This window comes from Sinosporangium siamense (genome assembly GCF_016863435.1).
GTDB classification, from domain to species: Bacteria; Actinomycetota; Actinomycetes; order Streptosporangiales; family Streptosporangiaceae; genus Sinosporangium; species Sinosporangium siamense.
On record NZ_BOOW01000028.1, the window covers coordinates 170108 to 196690 of the forward strand.

The window sequence follows — 26583 nt, forward strand, 5'->3', positions numbered from 1 at the left end:
GGGCTATGGCCGAGCCAGTAGCGGCTGGGGCCCCGAGTGCCTACGCCAGCCGGCGTCTTGCGGGCATGGGAAGAGAAGGGCCTTCGAGCTCGTCGAGGGCCCTGGTCGATGGGTGGTGGTGCTTGGGTTCAGTTCGCGCGCGGAGCGCTCGCCCGCAGAAGTGAGAGCACTCCTCTGATGGCGCGGTCGAAGGGCTCCACCGCCTGCGCCGCGCGGGCCAGGGCGTAACCGCCCTGGATGACGGCGGCGATGGCGGAAGCGATCTCGTCGATGTCCAGATCGCCGGCGAATTCACCGGCCGCCACACCTTCGGCGATCGTGCGCCGGAGGTGTTCGTGCAGCACCTCGAAGGCCTCCCGGATCGGTGCGCGCAAGGTGTCGTCGGCCATGACCTCCGGGTCGGCGGTGAGCCGTCCCACGCTGCACCCACGCAACACATCGCGTTCGCGCCCTAGATATCCCGTGATGCGTTCGAGCGCAGTGCCTTCCACGGCGAACGCTTCGGCGATCTGTTGTTGCATCAGTTCCGCACTGCGCTGCTCGGCCGCCAACACCAGGTCCGGCTTGCCATCGAAGTGGTGGTACATGCTGCCCTGACCGACGCCGGAGCGTGCCAGGATCGCGGTCGGACTGGTGCCGACGTATCCACGCTCCCACAGCAGTTGCCGCGTGCCCTCGATCAAGCGCTCCCGAGCGTTCGGTTTCATGGTGCCTCCCAGCAATGCAGTGCGGTGCCTGTCGCGGCCCGTATTACAGGGCCGGATGCCGCAGGTGCCAGTCCGTCTCACGCTGGTAGGCGTGGCCGAGCTGAATCAGTAGTTGTTCCTCGAACGGCCGGCCGACGAACTGGAACCCCAGCGGCATGTCATCCTCGCCGAAACCGCCCGGCAGGGTGATGGTCGGGGCGCCGGCCATGTTGAACGGGGTGACGAAGCGGAGGAAGTCCGTCAGGGCTTCGGGGTCGGCATAGAGCGCCTCCTTCTGCGCAAGCGTGAGGCTCGTGGTCGGCTGCACCGGAGCCAGCAGGACATCCACGTCGCACAGGGTACGCGCCAGTCCGCCGGTGAACGCGAGCCGCTCATGGTGCGCGTGCATCAGCTCGATCGCGGAGACGGTGTGGCCGTGCGTGATGAGCCCGGCGATCGAGCCGGGTGTGTCGGCCGAGCCGTATTCCGAGGCGCGCGAGGGATAGGTCGCCTGGTGGGCGATCGCGGTCTCCACACCGGCGTACCGGGGCCACATGGCATTGATGGTGCTGGTATCAGGAAGGGTGACCTCGACGATCGTCGCGCCGAGGCGGCGCAGTACGGCGATGACATCATCGAGCATGTCGATGGTCGCCTGGTCGACACGGGTCTCGTTGTAGGCGCGGTCCACTCCGATGCGTACCGGCCCGATCGGGGCGCCGAGGCCGGCCAGGTAGTCGGGCACCGGTATGGCGGCCGCGGTCGGGTCATGCGGGTCTGCTCCGGCGATCGCTCCCAGGATTGCGGCCGCGTCCTGCGCTGAGCGTGCCATCGGGCCGACGTGGTCGAGGCTCGCGGCGAGCGCGAAGACGCCGTGCCTGCTTACCCGTCCCCATGTGGGTTTGATGCCGGTGATGCCGTTGGCCGCGGAGGGGTACCGGATCGACCCGCCGGTGTCGGTGCCGAGGGAACCGAAGGCGAGGCCGGCCCCCACCGCGACGCCGGAACCGCTCGAGGAGGCGCCGGACCAGTACTCCGGGTTCCACGGGTTGAGGGGTGGTGTGACGGACGGGTGGTGCTCGGCGAATGCACCTTCGGTGAGCTGCAGCTTGCCGAGCAGAATGGCCCCGGCTTGCGAAAGACGCTGGACCACTGTCGCATCGTAGGTGGGCACATGGCCGGAGTGGATCGTGGTGCCGGCCGCGGTCACGATGCCGGCGGTGAAGCAGAGGTCTTTCACAGCGATCGGCACGCCGTGCAGGGGGCCTCGGTACCGGCCTGCTGCCAGCTCGGCTTCGGCCCTCCTGGCTTGAGCGAGGGCGACGTCCGCCGTCACCGTGGCGTAGCTGCGCAGCACCGGATCGACCTGGTCGATCCGTGCCAGCAGTGCCTCGGTCAACTCCACTGGCGTGAGTTCGCGTGCGCGTAGCTTCGTGGCGACTTCCAGCAGGCTCGCATAGTGCACACGGGGCTCGTGTGCGGTGGAGGTGAGGGTCATGAAGACACCATACATACTAGTATGTACGGTGTCGAGTGCCGATAGCGCTGGACAAGGGGCATGACGAGCATCGGATCGGAAAGTCCCGTTAACGACCTCGCCAGCTAACTATTTGATCTTCTGCTCGCCCATACCACCGCGGCTGCCCTACTTTCGGCGGCTATGCCAGTTGAGTTCCTCAGTGATGGCGAGGCGGCCGTGTACGGCCGGTTCTCGGGTGCTCCCTCCCAGGCGGAGTTGGAGCGGTTCTTCTTCCTTGATGACGTGGACAGGGCGCTGGTCGCCGAACGGCGCGGATCACACCACCGGCTCGGCTTCGCTCTTCAGGTAACGACGGCTCGGTTCGTCGGCCGGTTCCTCCCCGACCCGCTGGACGTGCCCAGCGAGGTGCTGCATTACCTCGCCGACCAGCTCGGGATCGAGGACGTCACGCAGATCGCCCGCTACACCGAGCGGCGCAGCACGCCGTTTGAGCACCAGGAGGTCATCCGCGACGCCTACGCGTTGAAGGACTTCGCCGAGGCGGAAACGGACTTCGTCGCCTGGGCAGATGCCCGCGCCTGGAACACCGGCGACGGCAAGAAGACGATCTTCTATGACGGGGTGACGTGGCTGCGCACCAAGAAGGTCCTGCTCCCAGGCGTGACCACCCTGACCCGGCTGGTAGCCAGGGTGCGCGATGCGGCTACCGACCGGCTCTATGAGACCCTGCATGACGTGCTGTCCCCACGTCAGCGGACGATCCTGCAGATGCTGCTGGAAGTGCCGGACGGCAGGCGTGCCTCCGACCTGGAACGCTGGCGCAAAGGCCCGGCCGTCACCTCGGGCAAGAACCTGGAGAAGGTGCTGGAGCGCGCGGCTGAGATCCTCGGCGTGGGCCTGGGTGCGATGCCGCTGCCGCTGGAGGTGCCGCACCGGCGGATGGTGGATCTGGCCCGCTACGGGATGCAGGCCACGGCCACGACGTTGCGCCGCCACGGTCCGTCCCGCCAGCTCGCCACGCTGCTGGCCACGGGGATCTTCTTGGAGGGCAAGGCGGTCGACGACTGCCTGGAGATGCTGGATCTGCTGGTCACCACCGAGCTGCTGGGCAAGGCCGATACCGCCGCGGGCAAGGAGCGGGCGCGCCAGCATCCCAAGCTGGCCAAGCACTCGGCCACCCTCGCCGCGGCGGTGGAGATGCTGTTGGAGGTCACCGAATACGGCGAGGAGTTGCGGCTGGATCAGGTGTGGGAGGCGATCGACGCCATCGTGCCGCGGCGGGAGCTGCGCGAGGCGGTCGCCGCGGTGACCGAGATGGTGCCGCCGCCCGACGGTGACGCCGACGGCGAGATGCGGGCGCTGCTGGCCTCGCGGATCGCCACCGTGTCCGGGTTTCTCAAGACGCTGACCACGGTGATCGACTTCGGCGCCAACGCCGAGGGCGCGCGGGCGCTGGCGGCGATGAAGCAGTTGCCCCGACTGCTGGACGGCCGCAAGAAGAAGGTCACAGAGGCCGACATCGATCCCGCGCTGGTGAGCGGTTCCTGGAAGCGGCTGGTGTTCAAGAACCTGCCGAACGGCAGCACCGTGGACAAGAACGCCTACAGCATGTGCGTGCTCACGCAGTTCCACCGCCACCTCAAGCGCCGCGACGTCTACGCCGAGACCTCGGCCCGCTGGCGAGACCCGCGCGGCCAGCTCCTGGACGGCGCGCGCTGGCAAGCGGCCAAGGGGCCTGCCCTGGTCGACCTGCAGCTTCCGGAGGATCCCGGCCAGATGCTCGCCGAGCACGCGCTGGTGCTGCACCTGGCGCTCAACGACGTCGCCGGCCGGGCCGGGCGCGACGGGGTGGACGTCAGCGTGGACGCCGAAGGACGGCTGCATGTGGCCAAGCTGACGGCCCTGCCGGAGCCGCCGTCGCTGATCGATTTGCGCAAGCGGGTGCTGGCGATGCTTCCGCGGGTCGACCTGCCGGAGGTGCTGCTGGAGGTGATGGGCCGGGTTCCGGCGTTCGAGGCCGCGTTCACCTCGGCCGCCGGCGGGGTGAGCAAGCTGGCCGACTTCCGCGTTTCGGTCGCGGCCTGTTTGACGGCCCAGGCGCTGAACATCGGCTACGCGCCGGTGGTCAAGGCCGGGACGCCCGTGCTGGAGCGCGGCCGGCTCTCGCATGTGGCGCAGAACTACCTCTCAGCCGAGACCTACACCCTGGCCAACGCCCCGCTCATCGACGAGCAGGGACAGCTCGGCTTCGCCCAGGCGCTCGGCGGCGGGCTGGTCGCGGCGATCGATGGGATGCGGTTCGTGGTCCCGGTGCCCTCCATCTACACCCGGCCGAACAAGAAGTACTTCGGCCGCTCGCGCGGGGTCACCTGGCTCAACATGATCAACGACCGTGGTGTGGGGCTCGGCGCGAAGGTGGTCACCGGCACCGTGCGCGACTCCCTGCACATGATCGACGTGGCGTTCCGGCGTGATGGCGGGCCGCGCCCGGAGGTCCTGGTGACCGACACCGGCTCCTACAGCGACGTCGTCTTCGGGCTGGTCCACCTGCTGGGCATGCAGTACCGGCCGGCGCTGGCCGACATTCCCGACCAGAAGGGCTGGCGCATCCAGGACGCCGACTATGGCAGCCTGTCCCGCTTCGCGCGCGGGAAGATCGACCTGGACAAGATCAGGCGGCATTGGGGCGACATCCTGCGCGTCGTGGTGTCGATCTACACCGGCGAGATCCGCGCCTACGACCTGATGCGCATGATCCAGCGCGACGGCAACCCCACCCCGCTGGGCGAGGCGATCGCGCACTACGGCCGCATCTTCAAGACGCTGCACATCCTCACCTACGCGGTGGAGGAGCCCTACCGGCGCGACATCAAGGGTGTGCGCAATCTGCAGGAGTCCCGGCACGCCCTGGCCGGGAAGATCTTCCACGGCAAGAAGGGTGAGTTGTATCAGCGCTACCACAAGGGCATGGAAGACCAGCTTGGGGCGCTTGGCCTGGTGCTCAACTGCGTCACGCTGTGGAACACCTTCTACATCGACCGGGCCCTCGACCAGCTCAAAGCCGACGACTACCCCCTGGCTGAGGAGAATGTGGCGCGGTTGTCGCCGTTCGTGCGCCAGCATCTCAACGTGATCGGCACGTACTCCTTCGCCCAGCCCGACCTCGGACCCGCCGGTGTCCGCCGGCTCCGTAACCCCGATGAACCGGACTGGGAGGACGAGGGCCTGTAGGCATCGGCTCTCTCGCCCGACCGCAGCCCCGACCATGAGCCCCTCCGCCACGAGCGCCGGAGGCAGGGCCGATGGTCACTCGGTGGCGTGCCGAACTTGGGCGCTGCTCGTAGCCCGGGCGGCGAGAAAGTGCAGGCGGTCGCCGGACGGGGTGACCGGTGCAGCGGAGTAGGCCAGCAAGGTGAGCGGCGTCTCGGCGGGCAATTTGAAGACCTCGTAGTCGAGCTCGAGGACGCCGACAGCGGGGCGGTGAAAACGTCTGGTGCCGTGACCCGCATGAGCCGATTCGTCACCTGGCGAAGATCGCATCTCACGATTCCTTCCGCCCCGGCGTCTTCTCGATGCCGGGGCTCGAACGCCCGGCTCAGCGTGCCCGCGGCCGCCCGCGCCCGGCGGTCGCGGGCATCCTTATCCCGACGACGGGCGCGTGGAAATTGTGCGAATGAGCAGCCGACGAGACCGGCGTTATAGCCTGATCGACTTCGGCCCTGACTCGTACGGGGTTCTCCGGCAGCGAGCGGCCGCCGCCGGTTACCGCTTCCCGAATCTCGCGATCCGTGACACGAGGCTCGCCATGGCGGTCGGAGACCTCCTCCAATCCGCCATGGTCTGCGGCGGAATCGACGTAATGCCGTTCACCATCCGCGACGAGAGCCTCGTCGTGGTGGCCTGCGAAGGCGACGAGCCCGCCGGCATTTCGGCTATTGACCCCACCGGAGACATCCCACGCGACGTCGTGACCTGGGTAGACCCCACCCACGAGCCGTGGGTGGAGCAGGTTCTCAAGATCGAACTGCTGCGCGAGGCCCGGACGGCGGGCATCGACCGGGTGAGTGTCGTGCGTGGCACGGCGACCGAGGCCGTCTATGAGTCCCTCGGCCTGCATGGCGTCCGGGAGATCTCTTCCGATGCGCCGCAGTAGATCACACGTGAGGTTCCCGGGTTGGGTCATGCCGGAGCGCCCTGCTGCGACTGCTCACGGCTGGTTCACGGCACGCCCGCCGCACCCGACCGGCGTGCGCGGTGCCGCGCAGCGGGCGCTCCACGTACCGGGACGGACGGGCACGACAGCTGGGCGCCGTGAATCGCGGTTCGCCGAGCGCGGCGTGCGGGCCGTCCCCATCTCTACCCCGAGGACATGTCGTGCACGCTCTTGTGTGAACATCCGCGCGGGCTTGCTGCGTCTGGCGTGAGCGTCGCGTGCCACGTCGAGTTCTGCCGGATCTCACGTGTCGTCTCGACCGAGCGTCTTCGCACCACCATGAGGGAGGGACTCAGATGAACAGTCGACATGTCATGGCCGACACCGGCTTCGGGTCGATCACCGTGCCCGCCAAGGACGAGGCGATCAAGCGGCTGTCCGTCTGGGACCACATCCGCCGGCCCGAGCAGGACACGTTCGGTCCGGAAACGGTCGCCTCTACCGACATGCCCCGAACGACGCGGCCGAGCAGTTGCGGGACCACCTCGCTGGCAAGCACGCGCGAGAGCCGGTGTGTCCGGGCACCCGCCTCGCCAGGCGGTGACGTCCGATCTCACGATCATGGGATCGCGAGCGTCTGCCTGAGCGCAGACAAAGAGCAGACCTGCATGCAGATGGGGCAAATGCGATGAACCAGGAACGAGACCAGCAAGATCCAGAATCGGCGTCGTGGCTTGATGAACACTATTCGTTGTCGGCGGACCGGATGTTTGCCCTCGACGAAGTGGCGGCCGCAGCACTGATTCCTACGGCTCCCGGCGTCGTGTGGAGGGCGGCTGTCGTCGCTACGTTCGGGACCGACGCCACTGGGAAGGCCGTCACGTACCTGCAGTATCTCCAGGATGTCGAGGGGCGAGTAGCGGAACGCGACATCATGCGGACCTTGATCCGCATGATGCGTAGCCGCATCGGAATCTAGGTGTGATGCCCGTTCAAAGATCGCCTGCCTTATGGATCTTCGGCGGCCGTGGATCACGCGGTCGGAATGCTGTCCAGCTGCTGGATACCGCGAGGCCGTCGTCGAGGTGGAATTTCTCGACGATCTGGCCGTCCATGACCTGGAGAATGGGTCATGTCCGTGAAGCGCATGGTCTTGCCGGACGCTGCCGGGGCGGAGGCGATGGGCAGGGTCGGTGAAGTCGGAATGGCCGGTGTGCGTATCGCCGCTCTCCCACCGGCCCTCGACGAAATCGACCTCGGCGGTCAGGCCGGTGGTGTGAGAGAGGTAAGGCGACAAGAGGTATTGCCCCGTGGGGTTGGGGACGCGGCTGGCCCTTCAGCGCGGTGTGCCCGCGATGGTGGCTGCAGGGTGTTAGCCCCATACCGAAGGCGTCGCGTCGTTCGTGCTCGGTGCGATTGGGCCGGGCGTATGCCCGTTCGTCGAACAGGGTTTGGTTGAAGCGTCCGTTTTCCCGTTGGTTGGGGGCTCGGCGGGTGGTGAAGCGGAGGTTGACCAGCTCCAGCTCGTCGATGATCGGCCTCAACGTGGCCAGGGCAGCGTGGTCCCGCCCGCCTCGGCCCGGTCCCGATGCCGCCGGGACCGGTGATCCCCAGCCGGGCCGAGGCGGGCGGGGTTCTGTCCGACGATCAGTCCGCCGAGGTCGGGGAGGACCTGCTCCATGGTGCTCCCGCGTCCTGGCCGGCGACCGACTGCGCGTCTTGGACGCCGGACACGCCACACTGGCCCGGGCATCGCCGGGCGGTCAGAAGACGCGCCATGCCCGCGGTCTATGCCGGGTGCCTGCATGAGACGTGGGAAGGGGCTGCGGATGTCGATGAGAATGGTGTGGCTCATGCGGCCAGAGGCCGGAAGCGGCCGAGGCGGCGTCGACGCGCTTACGGGCCATCTTCGGTGCCTCAGGCCTCGCGGGGAGGTGGATGATCTGTCTTGGCCGCAGTCGCGTCGTCGCCCGGGTCCGCGCCGCGATAGGGGATGTCGGTGCCGTAGTAGGTGATGCCTTCGGCCGGCATGAGGAACCAGTGGCGCTCGACGCAGCGCAGCTTGAGAAGCAGAACCTCATCGACAGGGCTCTCCCACTCGATGGAAGCCATATTGCCGCATTCCGGGCAGGTGAGAAGTGTGAGCCCGCTGTCGGACGGCCACGTCATGATGTGCACCCCTCAGACGAGCTCGGGCGGCTGGTCGATGAGCAAACGCATCCCGGCGGCCCGATGTGAGATCCGTGCCCGGCTGGGTCAGATCGTGCGGGTCAGGTGCGGGAGCCGCAGCGGGAACGGCCGCACCGACCACGGCCCGGTGGCGGAGCGGATCTCACGTTCTGCGGACGACGTCCGTTTACCGGGTGAGAGATGTCAGGAGAGGGGAGACGCAGATGAATACCCGACATGCCGTGATCGAGACATACCTGGGCCCGATCACGGTCGTCGCCAAGGCCGCGGCGATCAGCGGGCTGTACTACGAGCATCATGTCCGCCGCCCCTCGCAGGAGATGTTCGGCCCCGAGGTCGGTGACGGGACGGATCCGCTGCTGAACGAGGCTGTGGGCCAGCTGTGCGACTACCTGGCGGGGCGGCGCAGGGACTTCGATCTCCCGTTGGAGGCCGAGGGTGACGCGTTCCAGCGGGCCGTGTGGGACCTCGTGAAGAGCATCCAGTGCGGGGACACCACCACCTACGGCCGAATCGCGGAGCAGGTCGGAGACCGTGCTCTCGCGCAGAAGGTCGGGCAGGCCGTGGGTGCGAACCCGCTGTGCATCTTCGTCCCGTGCCACCGCGTCGTCGGCTCCACCGGCGCTCTGACCGGGTACGCCGGCGGGCTCAACCGCAAGCAGGTGCTGCTGGCACTCGAGGAGCCGTCCGCGGGCGAGACCGGGAGGTTGTTTTGACCGGGAATCTCACGTTTGCCGCCGCATATACGTCTTCCATGGGATGGGCATGAAACAACCGTTCGAGAGCGTGGTGGCACAGCATGGCGCCACCGTGCTGCGCGTCTGCCGGGTCATTCTCGGCCCGCATGACGCCGAAGACGCGTGGTCGGAGACCTTCCTGGCCGCCATGCGCGCCTATCCCGATCTGCCGGAGATGGCGAATGTGGAGGCGTGGCTGGTGACGATCGCGCATCGCAAGGCGATCGACGTGCTGCGGGCCGCGAAGCGGAACCCCCTGCCCGTCGACGAGGTACCGCAAGCGCCGGGGCAGGACGACGCGGTGGATGTCGAGGCCGTCGGCCTGTGGTCGGTGGTGAAGGAACTGCCCAGCAAGCAGCGCCAGGCCATCGCCTACCGATACGTGGCGGGGCTGGCCTACGCCGAGATCGCGGAGATCCTCGGCGGCACCGCCGACGCGGCCAGGAGAGCCGCCGCCGACGGGCTGAAGAATCTCAGGAGACACTATCCGGGCGCCATCTCGAAAGGAGCATCGTCGTGAGCGACGTGCGCAACGATGACGACCTGGCCGTCCTGCTGTCGACTGCCGTGGACGCCGATACCCTCAGCCGTCTCCACCGCCGTCTGGAGCAGGCCGCGGAGCGGGCGGACCTGATCGATGTCGCGTACACGACCATCGACTCACCCGTCGGCAGGCTGCTGCTCGCCGCCACCCCGAAGGGATTGGTCCGGGTCGCCTTCGACGGCGAGGACCACGACCGGGTTCTGGAAACCCTCAGCCAGAAGATCAGCCCGCGGATCCTGCGTGCGCCTCAGCGGCTGGAGGAGACGGCTCGCGAGATCGACGAATACTTCGCCCGCCGCCGTCAGGTCTTCGACGTGCCACTGGATTTGTCCCTGTCGCACGGGTTCCGGCGGCTGGTGCAGACACACCTGCCCGAGATCGCCTACGGGCAGACCCGCAGCTACCGGGACATGGCCGAGCTCGTCGGCAACCCCAGGGCCGTCCGCGCCGTGGGCACCGCCTGCGCGACCAACCCGCTGCCGATCGTCGTCCCCTGCCACCGCGTGCTGCGCACCGACGGCACCCTCGGCGGCTACATCGGCGGACTCGACGCCAAGACCACGCTGCTGGACCTGGAGGCCGCCGCATGAGCACGACAGCAACGGGGAAGGCGACGGACCGCTGGCACCGGCGGGTCGCCTCCGGCGACTGGGAGGCGATCACCGTGGAGGTCAACGAGTACGGCGGCGCGCTGCTGCCGCAGCTGCTGACCCCCCAGGAGAGCGCGGAGATCAGGGAACTGTACGAGCAGGACCACCTTTTCCGCAGCACCGTCGACATGGGCCGCCACCGCTTCGGCGCGGGCCAGTACCGCTACTTCAACACGCCCTACCCCGAGCCTGTCGAGCAGCTCAAGCAGGCGCTCTACCCCCGGCTGCTGCCCATCGCCCGCGACTGGTGGGCCAAGCTCGGCCGGCCCGCGCCGTGGCCCGACTCCCTGCAGGAGTGGCTGCAGATGTGCCACGACGCCGGCCAGACGAAGTCCACCGCGATCCTGCTGCGCTACGCCGAGAAGGACTGGAACGCCCTGCACCGTGACCTGTACGGCGACCTGGTGTTCCCGCTCCAGGTCGTGATCAACCTCAACGAGCCCGGCGTGGATCACACGGGCGGCGAGTTCCTGCTCCTGGAGCAGCGCCCGCGCGCCCAGTCCAGGGGCACCTCCACCCTGCTGCCGCACGGTCACGGCTACCTGTTCACCACCCGCGACCGGCCCGTTCGCTCGGCCCGCGGATGGTCGGCCGCACCGGTACGGCACGGCGTGTCCGCCATCCGGTCCGGCGAACGCCACACCCTGGCCCTCGTCTTCCACGACGCCGCATGAGTGACGCGACCAGGACGTACACCCTGCTGGGAGCGGACGGCCTCCCCTACCAGTCAGCGGTCAAGGGACTGTGGGGCGGCCACCGCTGCTCGAAGATCTACGGCCGGCTCGACTGCCCCGCCGCCCTGCGCGCCATCGCCGACGGCGGCTACGTGCGGCACCGGGTCTTCTTCGCCGACGAGGCCACCGCGATCGCGGCCGGGTTCCGTCCCTGCGGGGCCTGCTGCCGCGACCGCTTCCAGCAATGGAAGAGCTCCCAGCAGGAGGACCGGCCATCGACTTCCTGACCAGCCCCCTGTTGAAGAGGCCTGCCGGCCACGACGCCGACGTCATGATCACGGACGCCGAGACCGAGGCCCTTATCCGGCTGGCCCGCGACCGCCGCGCCCAAACCATCGCGATCGGCTCCGGCCGTACCCCGCGCGCGCTGGAGAGCGCCCGGCTGATCGAAGCGGTCTGGGAGCGTACGGGAGGCACCATCCTCACCATGATCACCTGGCCCGAGATCGGCGCTTCCTGGCTGCGCCACGCCTCCCGGTTCGCCGACGCCGACCCTGACCTGTGGGTGATGACGGGCGCCGCGACCGGCTGGGCGCAGATGACCCGCCGCCTGCTGTGGTCGACACCGTGGCGCCCCGAGCGCACCCTGGCGACCGCCGCGATAGGCGATCCGCGCACCCTCGCGCTCGTCGGCCTGATCAACCTGAACGGCTTGGCCGGCACGACCGCCCACGGCACGACCTGGCGCGTCGAGGACGACACCTTCCACTATCCCGCCCGCACGCAGGAGGGACCGTGACAGCACTGTTCACCGCGCAGTTCCCCGGCCGCGACGCCAGGGAGATCATGCCCGGCGCCGTCCATGTCCCGGACTGGCTGACCCTGCGGCAGCAGCGATGGATCACCGGCCAGTTCCACACGTGGGCGCAGGGCCCGGTGCCCCTGCGTGCCGCGATGGTCCGAGGCCACCGGATGTCCGTGCGCACCGTGTGTCTGGGCTGGCACTGGCAGCCCTACCGGTACACACGAGCGGCCACCGACGTCAACGGGGCCCGCGTGCTGCCGTTCCCCGATTGGATGATCCGTCTGGGACGCGATGCCCTCCAGGCCACCGGCCACGCCCCGGACGTCGTTCGCGCCTACGATCCGGACACCGCTCTGGTGAACTTCTACGACACCGACGCCCGCCTGGGGATGCACCAGGACAAGGACGAGAACTCCCGAGCCCCGGTCGTCTCGCTGTCCATCGGCGACACCTGCACCTTCCGCTTCGGCAACACCGAAAGCCGCGGCCGGCCGTACACCGACCTGATGCTGGCCTCCGGCGACCTGTTCGTCTTCGGCGGGCCCGCCCGCCTGGCCTACCACGGTGTCACCAAGGTGCATCCAGATACCGCCCCCGCGGGGTGCGGTATCAGCAACGGCCGGATCAACATCACGATGCGCATGACAGGGCTGGACGGGTGACCACATGACGCAACAAGCCGGCCCCACGCTCTCCGACCCTGGGGTGGTCGTCGGAGAGGACGGACTCGCCCGGCCCGCCTGGGCCGCCGTCGACCCCCTGCTGCGCGACTACTACGACTGCGAGTGGGGCATGCCGGTCACCGACGAGCGCGGCGTCTACGAACGCGTCAGCCTCGAAGGGTTCCAGGCGGGCTTGTCCTGGGCGACGATCCTGCGCAAACGGCCCGCGTTCCGGGTGGCGTTCGACGACTTCGACCCGAACGTGATCGCCACCTACACCGACGCGGATGTCGAACGGCTGATGGCCGACGCCGGTATCGTGCGCAACCGGCGCAAGATCCTGGCCACCATCGCCAACGCCCGCGCCACCATCAGGCTGCGCGAGAACGAGGGGCTGCCCGGCCTGGTGTGGTCCTTCCAGCCCGAGAGCACCCCCCGCCCCCGGACCTTCGCGGAGATCCCCACGAAGTCCGCGGAGTCCATCGCGCTGTCGAAGGAACTGCGCCGGCGCGGCTTCGCCTTCGTCGGCCCGACCACCATGTACGCCCTCATGGAGGCGATCGGTATCGTCGACACCCACCTGCTGGACTCGCACCGGCGCGGCAGCTCGGGCATCTGGCCCTCGTGACCCTCCTCCTCCGCCGGGCCCCAAAGGGAACATCTGCTGCGAGGCCGCGTTGCGGATGCTGGCCGCCCAAGCAATCCCGCGAGCCGAACACGTCGACGTCCCGGGCCGCAGCCACACCCGGCTGCTGCACCACGCCGGCGCACCCGTACGGGAGAGGTGACCTTCGCCGAGGACGTGGTCGCCGCCGAATCCCGTGACCAGACGCCTCACCCCGACGGCATGGCGGCCGCGATCCGCCGGTGGCCGGACCTCGACTCCGACATCGCCCGGATCGAGGGCGAACTCGCCGCCGACCCGCTGATCCGCCCGCTGGTCGAACGCCGGCCGGCGTCCGGCTCCTCGGCTACCCCCGACGAATGCGAAGCGGTCATCGCGACGGTCGCCGGCCAGCAAGCCTCCCTCGCCGCGGCCCGCACCTGTAAGGCCAGACGTGTCGCCGCCGACGGAAGGACGGCAGCCGGGCTGAGGGCCCTGCCCGCACCGTGAGAACTCGCGGCGGTCCCCGACACCGAACTCCAGGCGACCGTCGGGCTCACCGGTGCACGCACCCGCACCCTCCGCGCCGTCGCCGAGCGGTGGGCGGACGGGTTCACCCTCGCGCACCTCACCACCGACCAGGCCCGCGGAGCCCCACTCTCGCGCTCCCCGGCATCGACATTCCTGCGTAATGCCCCGCGCGCAGGGCACCGACCCATGATCGTCCAAGCGGCACCACGACACAGACCAACGAGGAACCGCTCGGCCTGAACCCCGTCGAGACAGCCGCCCGGCCGAAGCCCGGCCCCGCGTGCGGGCTTCTCCCCTCCCTTCTCTGCCGGACGGCCCGGCGGTCCTGCTGCGGGCGCCTCCCGACCGCGACAGGAACCAGTCCCGGCATGCCCCCAGCAGTAGTGCGCCTTGAACCCGAAGAACAAGCGCACGCCCGCACGGCCGGCCTTCGGTTCGATCCCGGAAGGCTCTATCTCCCATCTCACATTTCGAACCCGGCGAACGTCTTCGGAACGTCATCACGCCGCAGGCGAACCGCTGACAACAACAGAAAGAGACAGACCCATGTCGCTTGAAGAGAACAAGGCCATCGTCGGCCGCTGGTTCACCGAGTTCTGGGGCAAGGACTTCAACCCCGGCATCATCGACGAGCTCGCCGCACCGGACATCCGCTTCGAGTACTCACTGCACAAGCCGATGAGCGGGCGCGAGGAGGTTCGCGCCTTTGCGACCAACTTCCGCACCGCGTTCCCGGACCTCAACTTCTGGGGCACCGCCGACCTCATCGCCGAGGGCGACTACGTCGTCGGACAGTGGGAGGGCGGCGGCACGCACACCGGACCGATCGTCTTCGACGACCTGCCCATCGGCTCCGTCCCGGCAGCGTCGGGCAAGACGCTCCGTTTCACCGGTAAGACGGTCCTCAAGGTCCAGAACGGCCTCATCGTCGAAGAACTCGGACTCGACGACGGCGTGACGGTCCTCCAGCAGCTCGGCATCATTCCCACCGCCTGAGCTGAACAGCCACGGTGAGCCACCTCGGCGTCGAGGCCACCGGCGACGTAGTAGCCGACCCCCTTGATCGCCCTGCTGGTCGCTGAAATAGGGTCGGCGGCTCATTGAGCCGCCGACCTTACCGAGACCAGGACGTGGCTACCGCCCGAAGGCCTCCGGCTGAAGTACGTGATAACAGCCTATTATCACGTACATGAGCGACCACGGCACCGCGGCGACCAGGCGAACGCCTTGCCGGGACGCTGCGCGACTCCGGCACGTTATCCAGTACATCGCCGACGGCGCAACGCGGCGGCCGGCATGAGCGCCGCGCCGAAGGTGACCGCCCTGCGCGGCGGGAACGTCTCGCTCGCCGCGGCCGCCGACGCCTTCCTGGCCACCCCGCGCGCCGCCAACGCCAACACCCACCGCGCCTACGCCTCGGCCATCGACCGCGTCATCGTCCTGCTCGTCCGAGATCGGACCCTCGCCGACGTCGCCGACGCCGAGATCGGCGCCGCGCTCGCCGAGCTGTGGGGCCGATGCGCGCCGGCGACCTGGAACCGCAACCGCGCCGCCATCGCCTCCTGGCTGACCTGGTGCCAGACCAGGAAACACTGGGCCGCCCCGTCGGTCCCGGCCGAGGCCGAACGCCGCAAGGAGAACGCCGACGAGACCCGCGCGGTCGCCAAGACCACCGTCCACCGGCTACTGTCACGCCGCGACATCCCCCTGCGCGAGAAGACGCTGTGGCGGATGCTCTACGAAACGGCGGCCAGAGCGGCTGAGATCCTGGCGCTGAACGTCGAGGACCTCGACCTTGAGCATCGCCGCGCCCCGGTTCGGTCCAAGGGCGGCTCGATCGAGTGGGTGTACTGGGACAGCGGCACCGCCCACCTGCTGCCCCGTCTGCTCCGGCTCCCGGACGGCAGCGCGCGCACGCGCGGCCCGCTGTTCCTGTCCGAACGCCGCCCCGTCCCCGCCCGCCGCCCGGCGGCTGCCGACATCTGCCCGCACACGGGCCGCGCCCGCCTGGGCTACGACCGCGCCCGCGTCCTTCTGGAGAAGTACGCCGGGCTCGATCTGCACCAGCTGCGCCACAGCGCCGCCACCCACCTCGGCGAGGCCGAGGTCCCGCTGCAGCTCATTATGGGCAAGACCCGGCACAAGAACCCCCGCACCGCCATGCGCTACGTCAAACCCGGCGCCGAGGCCATCGCCAAGGTCACCGAAGTTCTGGCGCCCCGCCGTCGTACGCACTGATCAACTCTTGCACTCAGCCTTCCCGAAGGCATGGTCGCTCTTCGTGGTGCCCGACACTCCTACATGCGAAAACACGATCGCGAGGGACATCCGAACGGAAAGTCACGCTAAGTCGTCCGCTGGCGCTCCACTAACGGGATTTTCCGTTCGGATGCTCGTCATGCCCCGACAAGGAAAGGCCGGCACGTCGTCCCGCCGGTCCAAGACGGCGACCGCACCGCCCCCGGGCTTCAGGCCAAGTCCCGCCATCAAGACCTTGGCCGCCTCGGCCATGTTGCGGGCGAACCGGTCGAACTTCGGCCACGGTAAAACACACTGTCGGGCCACACCGCCGCCCACGCCTGATCGGCCCGGCACGGTTGCGGTGCGTGGTGCCGGAAAGAAACCCCGGTCGATGTAGATCCGGCCCTCGGACGCGCCGAGCGCCACCGACTGCCCGGTCTGGATGGTCGGTGGAGCAGCGCCGGCAGGCATGGTCTCCTCGTCGGCCGGGGCTGTACGGGGTCAGCCGGTCTTGGCGGCGAAGGGGCCGTTGTTCTCGAACACGAGCCTGGCGAAGTTCTCGCCGATGCGGCGGTGTCCTTCGGGGCTGGGATGGATCGCGTCCGGCAGCGGGAACTCGGCGTGGTCGCTCTCGCCGTAGAGGTCGAGTCCGTCGAGGTAGTGGAGGTTCGGGTCCTCGACGGCCCTCTGCTTGCCGATGCCGGCGAGTACGTCGCGGATGATCGTGAGCGTCAGCCGTCCGGCGGCGGTTTCAGCCTGATCACCGGTGGCCTTGAACCGGAGGGTTCCGCTTTCGAGGTCCGGCATAAGAGGGCCGGGGGTGTTTTCGTGGGTCGGGCACAGGAGCGGCGACACGAGGAGCAGGGGTGTCGTCGGGTGGTCCTCGCGGATGGTGTCGAGGAAGCCGTGGATGGCGGGGGAGAAGGCTCGCAGGCGCATGGCGTCGCTGTTGACGACGTTGATGCCGAGCTTGACGCTGATCAGGTCGGCTGGGGTGTCCCGCATCGCACGCGCGGTGAACGGGTCCACCAGTGCGCTGCCGCCGAATCCGAGGTTGATCAGTTCCACGCCGCCCGTGGACGCGGCCAGGGCGGGCCAGATGGTGCTCGGGAAGACGGCGTTCGAGCCGTGGCTGATGGAACTGCCGTGGTGCAGCCACACCCGGCGTCCGTTGTCCGGGGCCGGCTCGACGGGGGCGTCGGTGCGCAGGGCGATCACCTCGGTGATCTCCGAGTGCGGAAGCCAGATCTCGATGTCCTTCTCGCCCGCGGGGAGGTCGGTGAAGTGGGCGGTGCCCGCCGGTCCCTCGGTGAACTCCGCGGTCTGCGTTTGCATGTCGGTGATCGTGCGGAGGTTTCCGCCGTTCACGGTGGCCTGGGCGGTGAGCCGGCCGTCGACCAGCAGGTCGTACACGCCGTCCGGCGGGGGCGGGAAGCCCAGGTAGACACGCTTGGTGGGCAGCGTGTCCAGTTCGACGACGGTGGCGCGGGTGCGGAAGGCCAGCCGGACACCGGAGGGCTGGGCCTCGGCCACGGCCAGCCGGTCGTCCGGGATCTGGCGGCGCGCCCAGGCGGGCAGCCGGTGCGGCAGCAGACCGTGCGCGGTCTCTTCCACTTCAAGATGTCCGCGCAGGAAGCCCGCGGTGACGGGGGTGGTGATCCACTTCTGTTCGGTGCTCATTGCCTCAAGCCGTTGGTTCTGGGTGGAGGTTGGGGGAGTCGGGGCGCTACGCGGGAACCGTTCGAAGAGTGGCGCACCCCTGGTCAGGGGGTGGCCCGCCTCCGCAGCGCGGCGTCGAGGGAGTCCAGGGTCCAGGCCCAGGAATCCTGCGAGGCGACGTCCGTGTGACTGAAGCCGCCGGCCGCTTCCAGGCTGACGTAACCGTGGAAGACGCTGCCCAGCATGCGGACCGCGTGTGTCTGGTCCGGTTCTGCCAGGTCGTAGCCGCGCAGAATCGCGCGTGCCATCTGCGCGTGCCGGACGCCGGCGCTGGCTGCGGCCGTCTGCGGGTCGAGCCGGAACCGGGCTGCGTCGTACCGGCCTGGGTGCGCTCGGGCATAGTCCCGGTAGGCGTTCGCGAAGGCCGTCAGGGCGTCTTTGCCCGCACGTCCGGCCACGGCGTGGGCGACCCGGTCGGCGAGTTCCTCCAACGCGAACAGCGCGATCCGGGTCTTGAGCTCGTGGGAGTTCTTCAGGTGCGAGTACAGGCTCGCGACCTTCACGTCGAAGTGCCGGGCGAGCGCCGACAGAGTCACCTGGTCGAAACCGGCTTCATCGGCGAGTTCCGCACCGGCGCGCGTGAGCCGCTCCGGGCTCAGTCCTGCCCGAACCACAACCATCACCTACTCTCATTTTTCCTATATCAAGCGTGTATCTGCCTATAGCCTATAGGCAACACGGAAGGGTGCACGTCGTGCGCCGCGACGGCAGGGCGGGCCGGGGCGGACGGAGCCGCACGGTCCCGCATCACGGTTCGCATAGGCGGGGCCTTTGCGCTGACGAACCCCCAGGTCGACTAGGCGACCATTCGCGCAACCAGCCCACCCAGAGGGTGTAGCAAGATCCACACTCTGTGTAACTTGCGGGAATCTGCAATCTCGTGAGTTACTTTGACCTTCCGGCACGCAACAGATCAGCTTTATTGAATTTGAATTTCTAGAAATTCAATAATGCTAAGATCGCCTCTGTGGCTGAGGAGACGGAGATGACGACGCGACCCTGCGTGCACTGCGGGGCGCCGATCGAGCGGAGGCCCGGGCGGGGCAGGCCGAAGGCCTACTGTCCGGAGGGGGACTGCCAGGCCGCCGCCAAGCGGGATCGCGAGATGCGGCGGGCGACGCCGGGGCTGACCGGCACCCTGGCGCGGGCGGAGGATTTCTACGAGCGCATGGAAAAGGGGCTTGCCGCCGCGATCGAGCCGCTCGCGCTGGTGCTGGCCGAGGAGCTCAGCCCGGCCGGGGTCGAGGCGAAGCTGAGTGCGATGCAGGCCGACGCGCACACCCGGGTCGCCATCGCGCGGGCCGAGCGTGAGCAGGCCTTCGAGCAGGTGCGGCTGTCGCGTGAGGCGGCCGAGGCCGCACGCGAGGAGGCCGAGCGCATGCGGGGGCAGGTCGAGGAGGCGGGGGTCGAGCGGGACACGGCGCTCGCCGACGCGGAGCGGGCACGTGAGCAGGCGCTCGCGGCGTTGCGTGAGGCGGCCTCGACGCAGCGGCAGTCCAGGCAGACGGCGGAGGAGGCGCTGCGCCGGGCCGACGCCGCCGAGCGGTCGAGGGTGCAGGCGGTGGGGGAGATGACCGTACGGCTGGAGGCCGCCTTGGCCGAAAGCGAGGAGTCGGCCGGGCGAGCGGCCGAGGCTCAGGCGACCGCTGAGCAGGCGGCGGCCGAGCGTGACAAGGCGATCGCCGAGGCCACGCTGGCGGGGCGCATGCGGGTGGAGGCCGAGCAGGCGGCGGCCGGGTCCATCGCCCGTGCCCAGGCGGCGGAGGCGGAACGTGACCGCGCCTTGAGCAGGGCCGTCGCGGCCGAGCAGGCGCGTGAGCAGGCCGTCGCCGAGCGGGCCGAGGCGCGGGCTCGCGAGGCGGAAGCCGTACGGCAGGCCGAGAGAAGTGAGAACGCGGCGGCTGAGCGGATCGCGGCTGCCGAGCAGGAGGCGGCGCGGCGCATCGAAGGTGAGCGCGGGCTCCGCGCGGAGGCGGAGCGGGGGACCGCCGCGGCCGTCGCCGAGCGCGATCGGCTCACCATGGAACTGGCCTTGGAGCAGGCACGCGGCGCCGACCTGCGCGCACAGATCGAGTCACTGCGAGCCGAGGCGTCGGGGCTGCGGGAGCGGGCGGTCGCGGCGGAGCTGCGAGTTGCCCAAGGGGATTAGGCCGGCGCGGTCCGGCCGGCCCCCTGGACCGCCGCCCCGCGTCTCCCGGTCGCCGGCGAACCTGCCGACGATCGCCCGTCGCCGGTGGACCATGCGGCACCCGTTCACCACGGCAGTCCGCAGGTAGGGCAGCACCCGATCATGGTCGACCAATCGGCTCCACCGGCGATGGAGCGCCGCGAATGCGTCCTGGACGACGTCCTCGGCGGTCTCCTGGCTCCCTACCAGCAAGAACGCCAAACGGACCAGGCCAAGCCGGTGGGCGAACTCGGCCACTGCGGCGTCAGCCGATCTGGGTGCGGGTGCCGGCCCGGTCGAGGGCGACGACGATGAAGCCGTCCCCCGGGGGGTGTTCGGGTGGGGCGTGCCGGGTCAAGGGTCCGGCGGCGGCGGCCGGCATCCACGTTACGGTGAGGCGATCTCCGCTGTGCGGTGGCGCCGTGTCCCTATGAGCGGTCCTCCGTCGCCACCCGTCCCGGTGACACCACCCCCCGGATCATCGGAGCGACAGGGGCGAGCAGTCATGCCGGGTCGGGTGACCTGGCTCCCCGACTCTCATCGGGGACGATCAAAAAGGTAACGGGAGTCGCGCCGCCGTCCGGACCGCGCTGGCCGATCTGCTGCCCGACCAACCGATCCCGCTCCCGTGATCGCCCTGATTCGTAGTTGAGGAATCCAGGAGCAGCGGTTGGCGCTGATAATGATCATGAATCTTCCCCCGGGTGCAGAGATTGATCATTTCCGGTGAGGTTCCGGCCATCGTGGCGACAGCCGGCAAAGCGGCTGTTCTCATGCGCGCCGAGTTACAGAATCGCGATCACACGCGCACACTCTCTTCGGAGAACTCAGTGATCGTCCGTTACCGCTTCACAGGCTTTGCGCCAGAACCGCACCGCACCTACGGAGACAGGCAGCCAGGGAACAGCCAAGCCGAGGCCGGGCCGGATGGATACCTGCCCATCAAGGACTTGTGAAGAATGTCACTTTGGCCTTGCCGAGCAACCTGGACGGTGGGTTGTGCATGGAAGAGGTATGCCATCTGAGATTCAAATAGTGGTCGCGAAACCACCGCCACCGGGACGGCCGCCGGCTGAAAGCGCGGGTGATGCCGTCGTGGCCGAAATGTTCTCGGCTCACCGGCTCAGCCTGGTCCGTTTGGCGTTCTTGCTGGTAGGGAGCCAGGAGACCGCCGAGGACGTCGTCCAGGACGCATTCGCCGCGCTCCACAGTCGGTGGAGCCGATTGGTCGACCATGATCGGGTGCTGCCCTACCTGCGGATGGCCGTGGTGAACGGGTGCCGCATGGTCCATCGGCGGCGGGCGATCGTCGGCAGGTTCGCCCGTGACCGGGAGACACCGTTTTGGTCGGCGGAGGCCGCCATCCTGCTAGGCGAGACGCGCCGGGAGGTGTTCCTGGCCGTGCATGCGCTGCCACGCCGCCAGCGCGAGGCCGTGGTACTGCGCTATTACCTCGACCTGTCGGAGGCGGAGATCTCCGAGGCCATGGGAGTCAGCCGCGGAACGGTGAAGTCGACCATTTCCCGAGCCCTTAAGGCACTCACCGCGAAACTGGAGGGGAACCGATGAGCCCACGGATCGAAGATCGACTCCGCGATGCCTTCGCCGTCGGCGCCGAACTGGTCCGCGCCGAGACTTTGCGCCCGGCCGAAGAGAGCGTGCGGGCGAAAGTCATCGCGCCGCGGCGCGGATTCGTCCTGGCCATCCCGCTGGCGGCCGCCCTTGGCGTCGCCGTCATAGGCGCGGTCGTCGTTACGGTGGCCGGGATACACGCTCCGGCTCCGGCCGGGCCCGCGGCCAAGACCCTCTCGGGCCCGCGTTTTCTGCTGGCCGCCCACAACGACGGGGTGACGGTCCGCGACGCGCAAACCGGGAAGATCACAGGCCGGGTCGAATTGCCCCGAACCCCCGAGGGGATCCGTCGAGAACCCGGTGGATACCTGCTGGCCGGGACCGGCGAAGGCACGACGTTCTACGTCGCCCAGAGCGTGACATCCCGCCAGACACAGGTGAGCATCACCTGGTTTCATCGGGTGCGGGTCGATGAGCGGGGAAGAGTGGCCGAACTGGCCCGCGATGTGATCCCCGCGGTGACCGGCACGACCGCGAGTTCCCTCGCCGTCACCGGTGACGGCACTCAGCTGGCCTACAGCCTCGACGGCAAGGTGTGCGGCAAGGACAAGACGTTGCGTTTTTGTCCCGGAGCACAGCTGACGGTCGTCGACTTGCCCGCGGGGACGAGACGCACCTGGACAACGAACGCCGCGGAACAGATCAGGAACCTCTCATGGGCGGCTGATCGCCGCGTGCTCGGTTTCGTGGTGAAATCCGAGGCCCGGGTCCTGGACACCGCCGCCGCCGGCACCACGCTCGCAGGGAGCCGCGTCGTGGCTCCAGGGCAGGAGGCCAAGACTTCGGCGATCAGTCCGGATGGCCGAAGCATGCTGATCGGCCGCACCCATCTGTCGGACGGCCGGCAACCGCATCGCTACACCATTGATGAGTACTCCGTCACAGATGGCCGCAAGATTCGCACGCTGCTCAGTGCGGACCGCCACGGCAAGACCATCGCCTGGTGGAACCTGATCCGCTATGACGCTACCGGACGCCACCTGCTGGTCGTGGGAAACTTCTACCCGCTGAGCAGGCTGGACGACGGACGGGTCACCCCCTTGCTCTACCACGGGCCTTCAGATCCGCATCTCTCGAACTCCCCGCCGCCGGCGATAGAAGCGGCCTGGTGAATGACTGCCAGGTGGCCCTCCACTCGGGTCCGCACGATGAGGCCCAAAGTAGCTCTGGGTAATTGCGAGTTAATGTCCACGAAGCTTCGGCAATGAAAGTAAGTCTTACGATCAGCCGGTGAGCTGGCCAGCTCGAACGGGTTGGCCAGCTGCCGCACATCATGATTTGTGTAATAGGAAGGCGCCGTGGGTGACTGACGATCAGCGACATGGCCGTCGACAGCGGGACCGCTCGTATGTGACCCGGCTTACAGGGATCGTGGTGAGTGTCCTGGCGGTTGGAGGGGGATTCGGTGCGGCGACCTCCCTCGTCAACGCCATCTCCCACAGCTTCGCCGATCTTGAAAGCCGCGCCTACACCACCAGCGGGTGGTCAGGTGCGGAAATCGTGAGCGTGCTGCTCGACTCCGGCTGGGCCTGGGCGGGTTTGGCGGTGGCAGCGGGGTGGCCGGTCACGCGCACCGAAGAGAGTCGGCCCGTGGCACTGGCGCAAGGCGCCGCCGCCGGTGTGCTGGCCCTGCTTGTGGCCACGGCCGCCTACAGCATCGTGGACACCATCCGTAGCGGCGGGCAGCCCCTTTGGTATGAATCCAAATTCGTGTGGTGGTTCGCCAGCGTCATCTTCGGAGGGCCTTTGGCGGGGGCGGCCGGAATACGCCAGAAACACCCCGCGCTCCCATTCCCTTACCGCTGTGCGATCGTTCACGTCCACGGATGATCTCGCGCGTCTGCACGGTGGTGCGGTCGTCCGTGGACGCTTCCCGCGGACGAGGACGAGGGCTGTCCAGCCCTTCGCGGGGGAGCTGCGCCGACGCAGCAAGATAGGCAATCGGGGCCCCTGATCGCGTCCGCGGCCGCCAGGAGATCCGGCCGGATCGCGGCGTTCAGGGGGCCGCGCTGCGGAACAAGATGGAACACAAGTCGGACTTACCGATCCGGGGACGGATCGGCCACGCCGGGCGCGGGCGTCGACCAAGCCGCGACGCATCAGGTTTCTAACGCCAATTTCTGCACTCAGCCTCCTGGAAGGCCGACCAGCCCCTCAATATCCCAGGTCAACCAGTGTCGGGCTCATTGCAGCTCGCCGGGCAGCAAGCTGAACATCACCGAGTCACGGCGCCCGCCCTTGAAGCGCACATGCGAGCGCAGCACTCCCTCACGCACGAACCCGCACCGTGTGGCTACGCGTTGGGAAGCGACGTTGTCGGGCGCGCATGTCAGCTCCAGGCGGGCAAGGTGGATGTGGTCGAACGCCCAACGCGCCAGCAGACGCAGTGTGCGAGTGGCGACCCCTCGCCCGCGTGCGTGCGGTGCCAGCCAATAGCCGATCGCCGCACGCGCCTGGCCAAGGTCTACGTCATATATCGAAGCCCCGCCCAAGATCAGGCCCGAGTCGACCGTATCGGCTACGGCGAGGTTGAGTTCCTCCCCGCAAAGCCGTGCCTCCTCCTCCTCGTCGAAGCGCCTCTGCACATGCCTTTCGGCGAAGGGCTCGACGAGCGGCCAGGAGAAACGCAGACACAGTGGGTCGCAGAAGCCGGCAAACCGCTGCGGCACATCGGACCTTCGCCAAGGACGCAACGCGACGACCGCATCGGTGAGTGGAGGATCCGGAAACAGCAACGCTGACACACCCCAGAAGTTACAACGAAGTCCGCCTCTTTGATCAAGCGGTCTCGGGGGTCAGAGAACAGCGGAACGAAAAGTCCCGTCATGGCTGTCTGCCGAAGTGAGAGGGCAAGCGCGCCGGACCAGTTGAGGTGACGGTGCTTGGAATCACCGACGATGGTGAGTCGCTGGTTGCCGGGTGATCGCCAGTGGCGGGTTCGGATGAGTTCGGGAGGCCATCTTCCCCGCGGCGTCCCAGCCGGTGTGGTTCAGGCTGTGCCCTCGCTCCTGGCCGCGTTGTGCAGGTGGGTGCGCAGCGTGCCGCGCAGTTGCGCGAGCGGTATGCGTGCACCGAGCCGGTGCAGGAACTCCTGGACGTCCCAGGTGATCAGGGCGCCTTGGCGGGACAAATACAGGCCGACGCGGTTGATGCGGTAGAGGTCGTCGTAGTCGAGCAGCAGGTAGCCGGCGAGTTGGTAGATCTCCTCGCGGCCCAGCTGCCGCGGGTTGCGGGTGGCTTTCCCACTCCCGACGCACCCGAACCGCCCTCCACCCGACCGCCTCCGACACCAACACGATCAAGCAGAAACCCAGGCCAATCAGCTCCATTCACCCACCCGTGACGACCACGAACCGCAATCGTGATGTTTCACATAGCTACTTTGGGGCTGGGGCCACGTTCGGGAGCGGAGGGCCCACTAGGAGGATCTTTTGTGGAAGTACCCTCTTCCATGTACAACCCACCGTCCAGGTTGCTCCGTACGGCCAAAGTGGCATTCTGCATACGTAACTCAACGGGCAGCTATCCATCCGACCCGGCCTCGACCTGGCTGTTCCCTGGCCACCATGCTCTGTAGGTGAATCTCATGACCTGTCGCGAAACGCCCTGCGGTAGGCGCCCGGTGTTGTGCCCACGATGGTGAGGAACCGTCTGCGGAGGTTGGTGGCCGAGGAGAGGCCGACGCGGCGGGCAACGGCGTCCAGCGGGAGGTCGGAGGATGCCAGCAGGTCCCGGGCCGTGGCGATCCGCTGGGCTAGTAGCCACTGCCCGGGGCTGGTGCCGAGTTGATCGGCGAAGCGCCGGGCCAGGGTGCGTGGCGAGATGCCCGCGTGCGCGGCCAGGCTCTCGACGGTCACCGGTTCGCCGAGTCGCTCGTTGATCCACTCCAGCAGCGGCGCGAGCGTTGCGGGTTCCTTCATCCACGCCCCCGCAGGCAGCTCACACGTCCCGCAGACGACGACGGGCTGCACGTTGTTCCTCTTCTACCCCGAGGGTTAGCGCCGGTTTTCGGTCAGAGCCGGGTGCGTTCGTCTACCACCATGTCGGCCTAAGCGCCACCGGCTCCCTGAACGAGTTCGGGGAAAAGAATCGTATGACGATGACCAGGACCTGTCAGGGTTTGCCGTTAGCGTGCTCCCCATGAGTGACGACGCCAAGGGGGGTGCGGTCTTCACCCAGAACGAGAAGACCGCGGCTCGCCGTGCTGGCCGAGGTGCTCGGGCGTTACCTGCGCTTTCACGCGCAGTCCGACGAGGAGGCCAGGGCCGACATGGCGCGATGTGTGTCGGAGAGGTACATCGAGGCGTTCTTCAGCTTCTACAGCGCCGGAACCCTCGACGAGTCCCTGATCTATCCCACCGTGGAGGAGGCGACGGGCGCACCGCCACGGACCTTCCGCCAGTGGGCCGCCGCCCACCGCGCCGCCTTCTCCCAGGTGTAGCGTCAGCGGCTCTCGGTCACCATGCGCACTCCCAAGGCGACGAGGACCGTGCCGCTGACCGCTTCCAGCCGGCGCCGGATCGCCGGGCGGCGGAACCACGCCCCGGCCCGGCCCACCACGGCCGCGAGCGCCAGATACAGGACGATCTCGATCGCCACCTGGATCACGGCGAGCAATGCGGTCGTGGCGAACAGCGGCCGGTCGGCGGGCACGAACTGGGGATAGAAGGCGATCATGAAAGCGGCGGCCTTCGGGTTGGCCAGCATCACTACCGCCCCTTCGCCGAACGCCTTCCACCAGGACAACGACGGGCCGGGCTCTGGCTCCTCGGCCGGCGCCTCCGGGCTCCGGTCGCGCCACGCCGTGCGCCAGGCCTTGAACCCGAGGTACAGCAGAAAGCCTCCTCCCAGCACACGCAGGATCAGGTAGGCGATCTCCGAGGCGGCCACCAGTGCGGCGAGCCCGGTGGCGGCGAGTAACGCCCATAAGTACAGGCCTGCCTCCAGACCCAGCACCGTGGGCACCGCGCCGGAGAAACCGTGCAGGGCGGCGCGGCGCAGGATCAGCGCCATCGCCGGGCCCGGTGAGGCGGAGATCAGCACCACGGCGAGGGCGAAGGCAGGCAGCGAGAAAATGAGATCCATGCGGCTCATCATGATTGTCTGCA

General features: G+C 68.4%; 33 protein-coding genes. 21 read left to right on the forward strand and 12 right to left on the reverse strand.

The features are described 5' to 3' along the window. Positions 1 to 128 precede the first annotated feature (128 nt). Positions 129 to 683 (reverse strand): TetR/AcrR family transcriptional regulator, encoded by a 555-nt coding sequence (locus Ssi02_RS21780; RefSeq protein ID WP_239129306.1) that lies wholly within the window; start codon positions 681 to 683, stop codon positions 129 to 131. 67 nt (positions 684 to 750) lie between these two features. Continuing rightward, positions 751 to 2184, reverse strand: coding sequence for an amidase (locus Ssi02_RS21785; RefSeq protein ID WP_204028467.1), 1434 nt, complete (start codon positions 2182 to 2184; stop codon positions 751 to 753). 162 nt (positions 2185 to 2346) lie between these two features. Here Ssi02_RS21785 and Ssi02_RS21790 point away from each other — a divergent pair, with 162 nt between their 5' ends. Beyond that, a complete protein-coding gene (locus Ssi02_RS21790) occupies positions 2347 to 5397 on the forward strand; it encodes a Tn3 family transposase (RefSeq protein ID WP_204028473.1) in 3051 nt (1016 codons plus the stop codon). A 75-nt stretch (positions 5398 to 5472) separates the two neighbouring features. Here Ssi02_RS21790 and Ssi02_RS21795 read toward each other — a convergent pair whose 3' ends face one another. Beyond that, on the reverse strand, positions 5473 to 5706 hold the full coding sequence (locus Ssi02_RS21795) for an MmyB family transcriptional regulator (RefSeq protein ID WP_204028474.1): 234 nt from the start codon (positions 5704 to 5706) through the stop codon (positions 5473 to 5475). A 133-nt stretch (positions 5707 to 5839) separates the two neighbouring features. On the opposite strand from Ssi02_RS21795, the gene Ssi02_RS21800 reads away from it, so the two are divergent. The 3 genes from Ssi02_RS21800 (at position 5840) to Ssi02_RS21810 (ending at position 7298) form a co-directional block, all read left to right on the forward strand. Continuing rightward, on the forward strand, positions 5840 to 6319 hold the full coding sequence (locus Ssi02_RS21800) for a hypothetical protein (protein ID WP_204028475.1): 480 nt from the start codon (positions 5840 to 5842) through the stop codon (positions 6317 to 6319). A 356-nt stretch (positions 6320 to 6675) separates the two neighbouring features. Continuing rightward, positions 6676 to 7011 (forward strand): hypothetical protein, encoded by a 336-nt coding sequence (locus Ssi02_RS21805; RefSeq protein WP_204028476.1) that lies wholly within the window; start codon positions 6676 to 6678, stop codon positions 7009 to 7011. After that, a complete protein-coding gene (locus tag Ssi02_RS21810) occupies positions 7008 to 7298 on the forward strand; it encodes a hypothetical protein (RefSeq protein ID WP_204028478.1) in 291 nt (96 codons plus the stop codon). Before Ssi02_RS21805 ends, Ssi02_RS21810 begins: the two co-directional genes overlap by 4 nt. A gap of 561 nt (positions 7299 to 7859) precedes the next feature. On the opposite strand, the gene Ssi02_RS21815 is transcribed toward Ssi02_RS21810, so the two are convergent. Both Ssi02_RS21815 and Ssi02_RS21820 read right to left on the reverse strand, forming a co-directional pair. Further along, positions 7860 to 8000 (reverse strand): hypothetical protein, encoded by a 141-nt coding sequence (locus Ssi02_RS21815; protein ID WP_204028480.1) that lies wholly within the window; start codon positions 7998 to 8000, stop codon positions 7860 to 7862. A 236-nt stretch (positions 8001 to 8236) separates the two neighbouring features. Beyond that, positions 8237 to 8488 (reverse strand): hypothetical protein, encoded by a 252-nt coding sequence (locus tag Ssi02_RS21820; RefSeq protein ID WP_204028482.1) that lies wholly within the window; start codon positions 8486 to 8488, stop codon positions 8237 to 8239. Between the two features lie 224 nt (positions 8489 to 8712). Between Ssi02_RS21820 and Ssi02_RS21825 the strand changes: the two genes are divergently transcribed. The 11 genes from Ssi02_RS21825 (at position 8713) to Ssi02_RS21875 (ending at position 15954) form a co-directional block, all read left to right on the forward strand. After that, positions 8713 to 9225, forward strand: a complete 513-nt coding sequence (locus Ssi02_RS21825) for a methylated-DNA--[protein]-cysteine S-methyltransferase (protein ID WP_204028484.1) — start codon at positions 8713 to 8715, stop codon at positions 9223 to 9225. A gap of 49 nt (positions 9226 to 9274) precedes the next feature. Continuing rightward, positions 9275 to 9766 (forward strand): RNA polymerase sigma factor, encoded by a 492-nt coding sequence (locus tag Ssi02_RS21830; protein WP_239129309.1) that lies wholly within the window; start codon positions 9275 to 9277, stop codon positions 9764 to 9766. Beyond that, positions 9763 to 10380, forward strand: coding sequence for a methylated-DNA--[protein]-cysteine S-methyltransferase (locus tag Ssi02_RS21835; RefSeq protein ID WP_239129310.1), 618 nt, complete (start codon positions 9763 to 9765; stop codon positions 10378 to 10380). The genes Ssi02_RS21830 and Ssi02_RS21835 overlap by 4 nt, the downstream gene beginning before the upstream one ends. Further along, positions 10377 to 11114: a 2OG-Fe(II) oxygenase gene (locus tag Ssi02_RS21840; protein ID WP_204028488.1), complete on the forward strand. Its 738-nt coding sequence runs from the start codon at positions 10377 to 10379 to the stop codon at positions 11112 to 11114. The genes Ssi02_RS21835 and Ssi02_RS21840 overlap by 4 nt, the downstream gene beginning before the upstream one ends. Then, positions 11111 to 11401 carry an Ada metal-binding domain-containing protein gene (locus tag Ssi02_RS21845; protein WP_204028490.1) on the forward strand — a complete coding sequence of 97 codons (291 nt, stop codon included), beginning with the start codon at positions 11111 to 11113 and terminating at the stop codon, positions 11399 to 11401. Before Ssi02_RS21840 ends, Ssi02_RS21845 begins: the two co-directional genes overlap by 4 nt. A gap of 11 nt (positions 11402 to 11412) precedes the next feature. After that, positions 11413 to 11913 carry a type 1 periplasmic-binding domain-containing protein gene (locus Ssi02_RS21850; protein ID WP_204028492.1) on the forward strand — a complete coding sequence of 167 codons (501 nt, stop codon included), beginning with the start codon at positions 11413 to 11415 and terminating at the stop codon, positions 11911 to 11913. Further along, positions 11910 to 12581 (forward strand): alpha-ketoglutarate-dependent dioxygenase AlkB family protein, encoded by a 672-nt coding sequence (locus Ssi02_RS21855; protein ID WP_307825741.1) that lies wholly within the window; start codon positions 11910 to 11912, stop codon positions 12579 to 12581. The genes Ssi02_RS21850 and Ssi02_RS21855 overlap by 4 nt, the downstream gene beginning before the upstream one ends. Positions 12582 to 12585: 4 nt before the next feature. Beyond that, positions 12586 to 13209 carry a DNA-3-methyladenine glycosylase I gene (locus Ssi02_RS21860; RefSeq protein ID WP_204028494.1) on the forward strand — a complete coding sequence of 208 codons (624 nt, stop codon included), beginning with the start codon at positions 12586 to 12588 and terminating at the stop codon, positions 13207 to 13209. Between the two features lie 156 nt (positions 13210 to 13365). Continuing rightward, entirely contained in the window at positions 13366 to 13695 is a 330-nt protein-coding gene (locus Ssi02_RS21865) for an AlkA N-terminal domain-containing protein (protein WP_204028497.1), read from the forward strand. Positions 13696 to 14262: 567 nt separating this feature from the next. Continuing rightward, on the forward strand, positions 14263 to 14712 hold the full coding sequence (locus Ssi02_RS21870) for an ester cyclase (RefSeq protein WP_204028499.1): 450 nt from the start codon (positions 14263 to 14265) through the stop codon (positions 14710 to 14712). Positions 14713 to 15012: 300 nt separating this feature from the next. Next, positions 15013 to 15954: a tyrosine-type recombinase/integrase gene (locus tag Ssi02_RS21875; RefSeq protein WP_204028501.1), complete on the forward strand. Its 942-nt coding sequence runs from the start codon at positions 15013 to 15015 to the stop codon at positions 15952 to 15954. Between the two features lie 504 nt (positions 15955 to 16458). Here Ssi02_RS21875 and Ssi02_RS21880 read toward each other — a convergent pair. Continuing rightward, a complete protein-coding gene (locus Ssi02_RS21880; RefSeq protein WP_204028502.1) occupies positions 16459 to 17637 on the reverse strand; it encodes a GDSL-type esterase/lipase family protein in 1179 nt (392 codons plus the stop codon). Positions 17638 to 17720: 83 nt separating this feature from the next. Then, entirely contained in the window at positions 17721 to 18290 is a 570-nt protein-coding gene (locus Ssi02_RS21885; protein ID WP_204028591.1) for a TetR/AcrR family transcriptional regulator, read from the reverse strand. Between the two features lie 371 nt (positions 18291 to 18661). Here Ssi02_RS21885 and Ssi02_RS21890 point away from each other — a divergent pair, with 371 nt between their 5' ends. Then, on the forward strand, positions 18662 to 19825 hold the full coding sequence (locus tag Ssi02_RS21890; protein ID WP_239129311.1) for a coiled-coil domain-containing protein: 1164 nt from the start codon (positions 18662 to 18664) through the stop codon (positions 19823 to 19825). Here Ssi02_RS21890 and Ssi02_RS21895 read toward each other — a convergent pair. Beyond that, positions 19751 to 20101, reverse strand: coding sequence for a sigma factor (locus Ssi02_RS21895; protein ID WP_204028504.1), 351 nt, complete (start codon positions 20099 to 20101; stop codon positions 19751 to 19753). The two genes, Ssi02_RS21890 and Ssi02_RS21895, sit on opposite strands and share 75 nt — an antisense overlap. Before the next feature lie 455 nt (positions 20102 to 20556). Here Ssi02_RS21895 and Ssi02_RS21900 point away from each other — a divergent pair, with 455 nt between their 5' ends. From Ssi02_RS21900 to Ssi02_RS21915, 4 genes are all read left to right on the forward strand, one after another. After that, positions 20557 to 20799 carry a hypothetical protein gene (locus Ssi02_RS21900; protein WP_204028505.1) on the forward strand — a complete coding sequence of 81 codons (243 nt, stop codon included), beginning with the start codon at positions 20557 to 20559 and terminating at the stop codon, positions 20797 to 20799. Between the two features lie 139 nt (positions 20800 to 20938). Then, positions 20939 to 21412 carry a SigE family RNA polymerase sigma factor gene (locus tag Ssi02_RS21905; protein ID WP_275410730.1) on the forward strand — a complete coding sequence of 158 codons (474 nt, stop codon included), beginning with the start codon at positions 20939 to 20941 and terminating at the stop codon, positions 21410 to 21412. Next, positions 21409 to 22587, forward strand: a complete 1179-nt coding sequence (locus Ssi02_RS21910) for a hypothetical protein (RefSeq protein WP_204028506.1) — start codon at positions 21409 to 21411, stop codon at positions 22585 to 22587. The genes Ssi02_RS21905 and Ssi02_RS21910 overlap by 4 nt, the downstream gene beginning before the upstream one ends. Positions 22588 to 22849: 262 nt before the next feature. After that, positions 22850 to 23305 carry a hypothetical protein gene (locus tag Ssi02_RS21915; protein WP_204028507.1) on the forward strand — a complete coding sequence of 152 codons (456 nt, stop codon included), beginning with the start codon at positions 22850 to 22852 and terminating at the stop codon, positions 23303 to 23305. Positions 23306 to 23658: 353 nt separating this feature from the next. Here Ssi02_RS21915 and Ssi02_RS21920 read toward each other — a convergent pair whose 3' ends face one another. From Ssi02_RS21920 to Ssi02_RS21930, 3 genes are all read right to left on the reverse strand, one after another. After that, on the reverse strand, positions 23659 to 24219 hold the full coding sequence (locus Ssi02_RS21920; protein ID WP_275410731.1) for a GNAT family N-acetyltransferase: 561 nt from the start codon (positions 24217 to 24219) through the stop codon (positions 23659 to 23661). Between the two features lie 245 nt (positions 24220 to 24464). Continuing rightward, positions 24465 to 24605 (reverse strand): hypothetical protein, encoded by a 141-nt coding sequence (locus Ssi02_RS21925; RefSeq protein ID WP_204028511.1) that lies wholly within the window; start codon positions 24603 to 24605, stop codon positions 24465 to 24467. A gap of 454 nt (positions 24606 to 25059) precedes the next feature. Beyond that, positions 25060 to 25446 carry a helix-turn-helix domain-containing protein gene (locus Ssi02_RS21930; RefSeq protein WP_239129312.1) on the reverse strand — a complete coding sequence of 129 codons (387 nt, stop codon included), beginning with the start codon at positions 25444 to 25446 and terminating at the stop codon, positions 25060 to 25062. A 191-nt stretch (positions 25447 to 25637) separates the two neighbouring features. Here Ssi02_RS21930 and Ssi02_RS21935 point away from each other — a divergent pair, with 191 nt between their 5' ends. Beyond that, entirely contained in the window at positions 25638 to 25916 is a 279-nt protein-coding gene (locus Ssi02_RS21935) for a Rossmann-fold NAD(P)-binding domain-containing protein (RefSeq protein WP_204028513.1), read from the forward strand. Between the two features lie 2 nt (positions 25917 to 25918). On the opposite strand, the gene Ssi02_RS21940 is transcribed toward Ssi02_RS21935, so the two are convergent. Beyond that, positions 25919 to 26560, reverse strand: coding sequence for a LysE family translocator (locus tag Ssi02_RS21940; protein WP_204028515.1), 642 nt, complete (start codon positions 26558 to 26560; stop codon positions 25919 to 25921). Between the last annotated feature and the right edge of the window lie 23 nt (positions 26561 to 26583).

Coding starts and splice junctions, on each gene's coding strand:
- Ssi02_RS21785 (WP_204028467.1), bottom strand. CDS start 2,184: ATGACCCTCACCTCCACCGCACACGAGCCCCGTGTGCACTATGCGAGC.
- Ssi02_RS21790 (WP_204028473.1), top strand. CDS start 2,347: ATGCCAGTTGAGTTCCTCAGTGATGGCGAGGCGGCCGTGTACGGCCGG.
- Ssi02_RS21795 (WP_204028474.1), bottom strand. CDS start 5,706: ATGCGATCTTCGCCAGGTGACGAATCGGCTCATGCGGGTCACGGCACC.
- Ssi02_RS21800 (WP_204028475.1), top strand. CDS start 5,840: ATGAGCAGCCGACGAGACCGGCGTTATAGCCTGATCGACTTCGGCCCT.
- Ssi02_RS21805 (WP_204028476.1), top strand. CDS start 6,676: ATGAACAGTCGACATGTCATGGCCGACACCGGCTTCGGGTCGATCACC.
- Ssi02_RS21810 (WP_204028478.1), top strand. CDS start 7,008: ATGAACCAGGAACGAGACCAGCAAGATCCAGAATCGGCGTCGTGGCTT.
- Ssi02_RS21815 (WP_204028480.1), bottom strand. CDS start 8,000: ATGGAGCAGGTCCTCCCCGACCTCGGCGGACTGATCGTCGGACAGAAC.
- Ssi02_RS21820 (WP_204028482.1), bottom strand. CDS start 8,488: ATGACGTGGCCGTCCGACAGCGGGCTCACACTTCTCACCTGCCCGGAA.
- Ssi02_RS21825 (WP_204028484.1), top strand. CDS start 8,713: ATGAATACCCGACATGCCGTGATCGAGACATACCTGGGCCCGATCACG.
- Ssi02_RS21830 (WP_239129309.1), top strand. CDS start 9,275: ATGAAACAACCGTTCGAGAGCGTGGTGGCACAGCATGGCGCCACCGTG.
- Ssi02_RS21840 (WP_204028488.1), top strand. CDS start 10,377: ATGAGCACGACAGCAACGGGGAAGGCGACGGACCGCTGGCACCGGCGG.
- Ssi02_RS21845 (WP_204028490.1), top strand. CDS start 11,111: ATGAGTGACGCGACCAGGACGTACACCCTGCTGGGAGCGGACGGCCTC.
- Ssi02_RS21860 (WP_204028494.1), top strand. CDS start 12,586: ATGACGCAACAAGCCGGCCCCACGCTCTCCGACCCTGGGGTGGTCGTC.
- Ssi02_RS21870 (WP_204028499.1), top strand. CDS start 14,263: ATGTCGCTTGAAGAGAACAAGGCCATCGTCGGCCGCTGGTTCACCGAG.
- Ssi02_RS21875 (WP_204028501.1), top strand. CDS start 15,013: ATGAGCGCCGCGCCGAAGGTGACCGCCCTGCGCGGCGGGAACGTCTCG.
- Ssi02_RS21880 (WP_204028502.1), bottom strand. CDS start 17,637: ATGAGCACCGAACAGAAGTGGATCACCACCCCCGTCACCGCGGGCTTC.
- Ssi02_RS21890 (WP_239129311.1), top strand. CDS start 18,662: ATGACGACGCGACCCTGCGTGCACTGCGGGGCGCCGATCGAGCGGAGG.
- Ssi02_RS21910 (WP_204028506.1), top strand. CDS start 21,409: ATGAGCCCACGGATCGAAGATCGACTCCGCGATGCCTTCGCCGTCGGC.
- Ssi02_RS21940 (WP_204028515.1), bottom strand. CDS start 26,560: ATGGATCTCATTTTCTCGCTGCCTGCCTTCGCCCTCGCCGTGGTGCTG.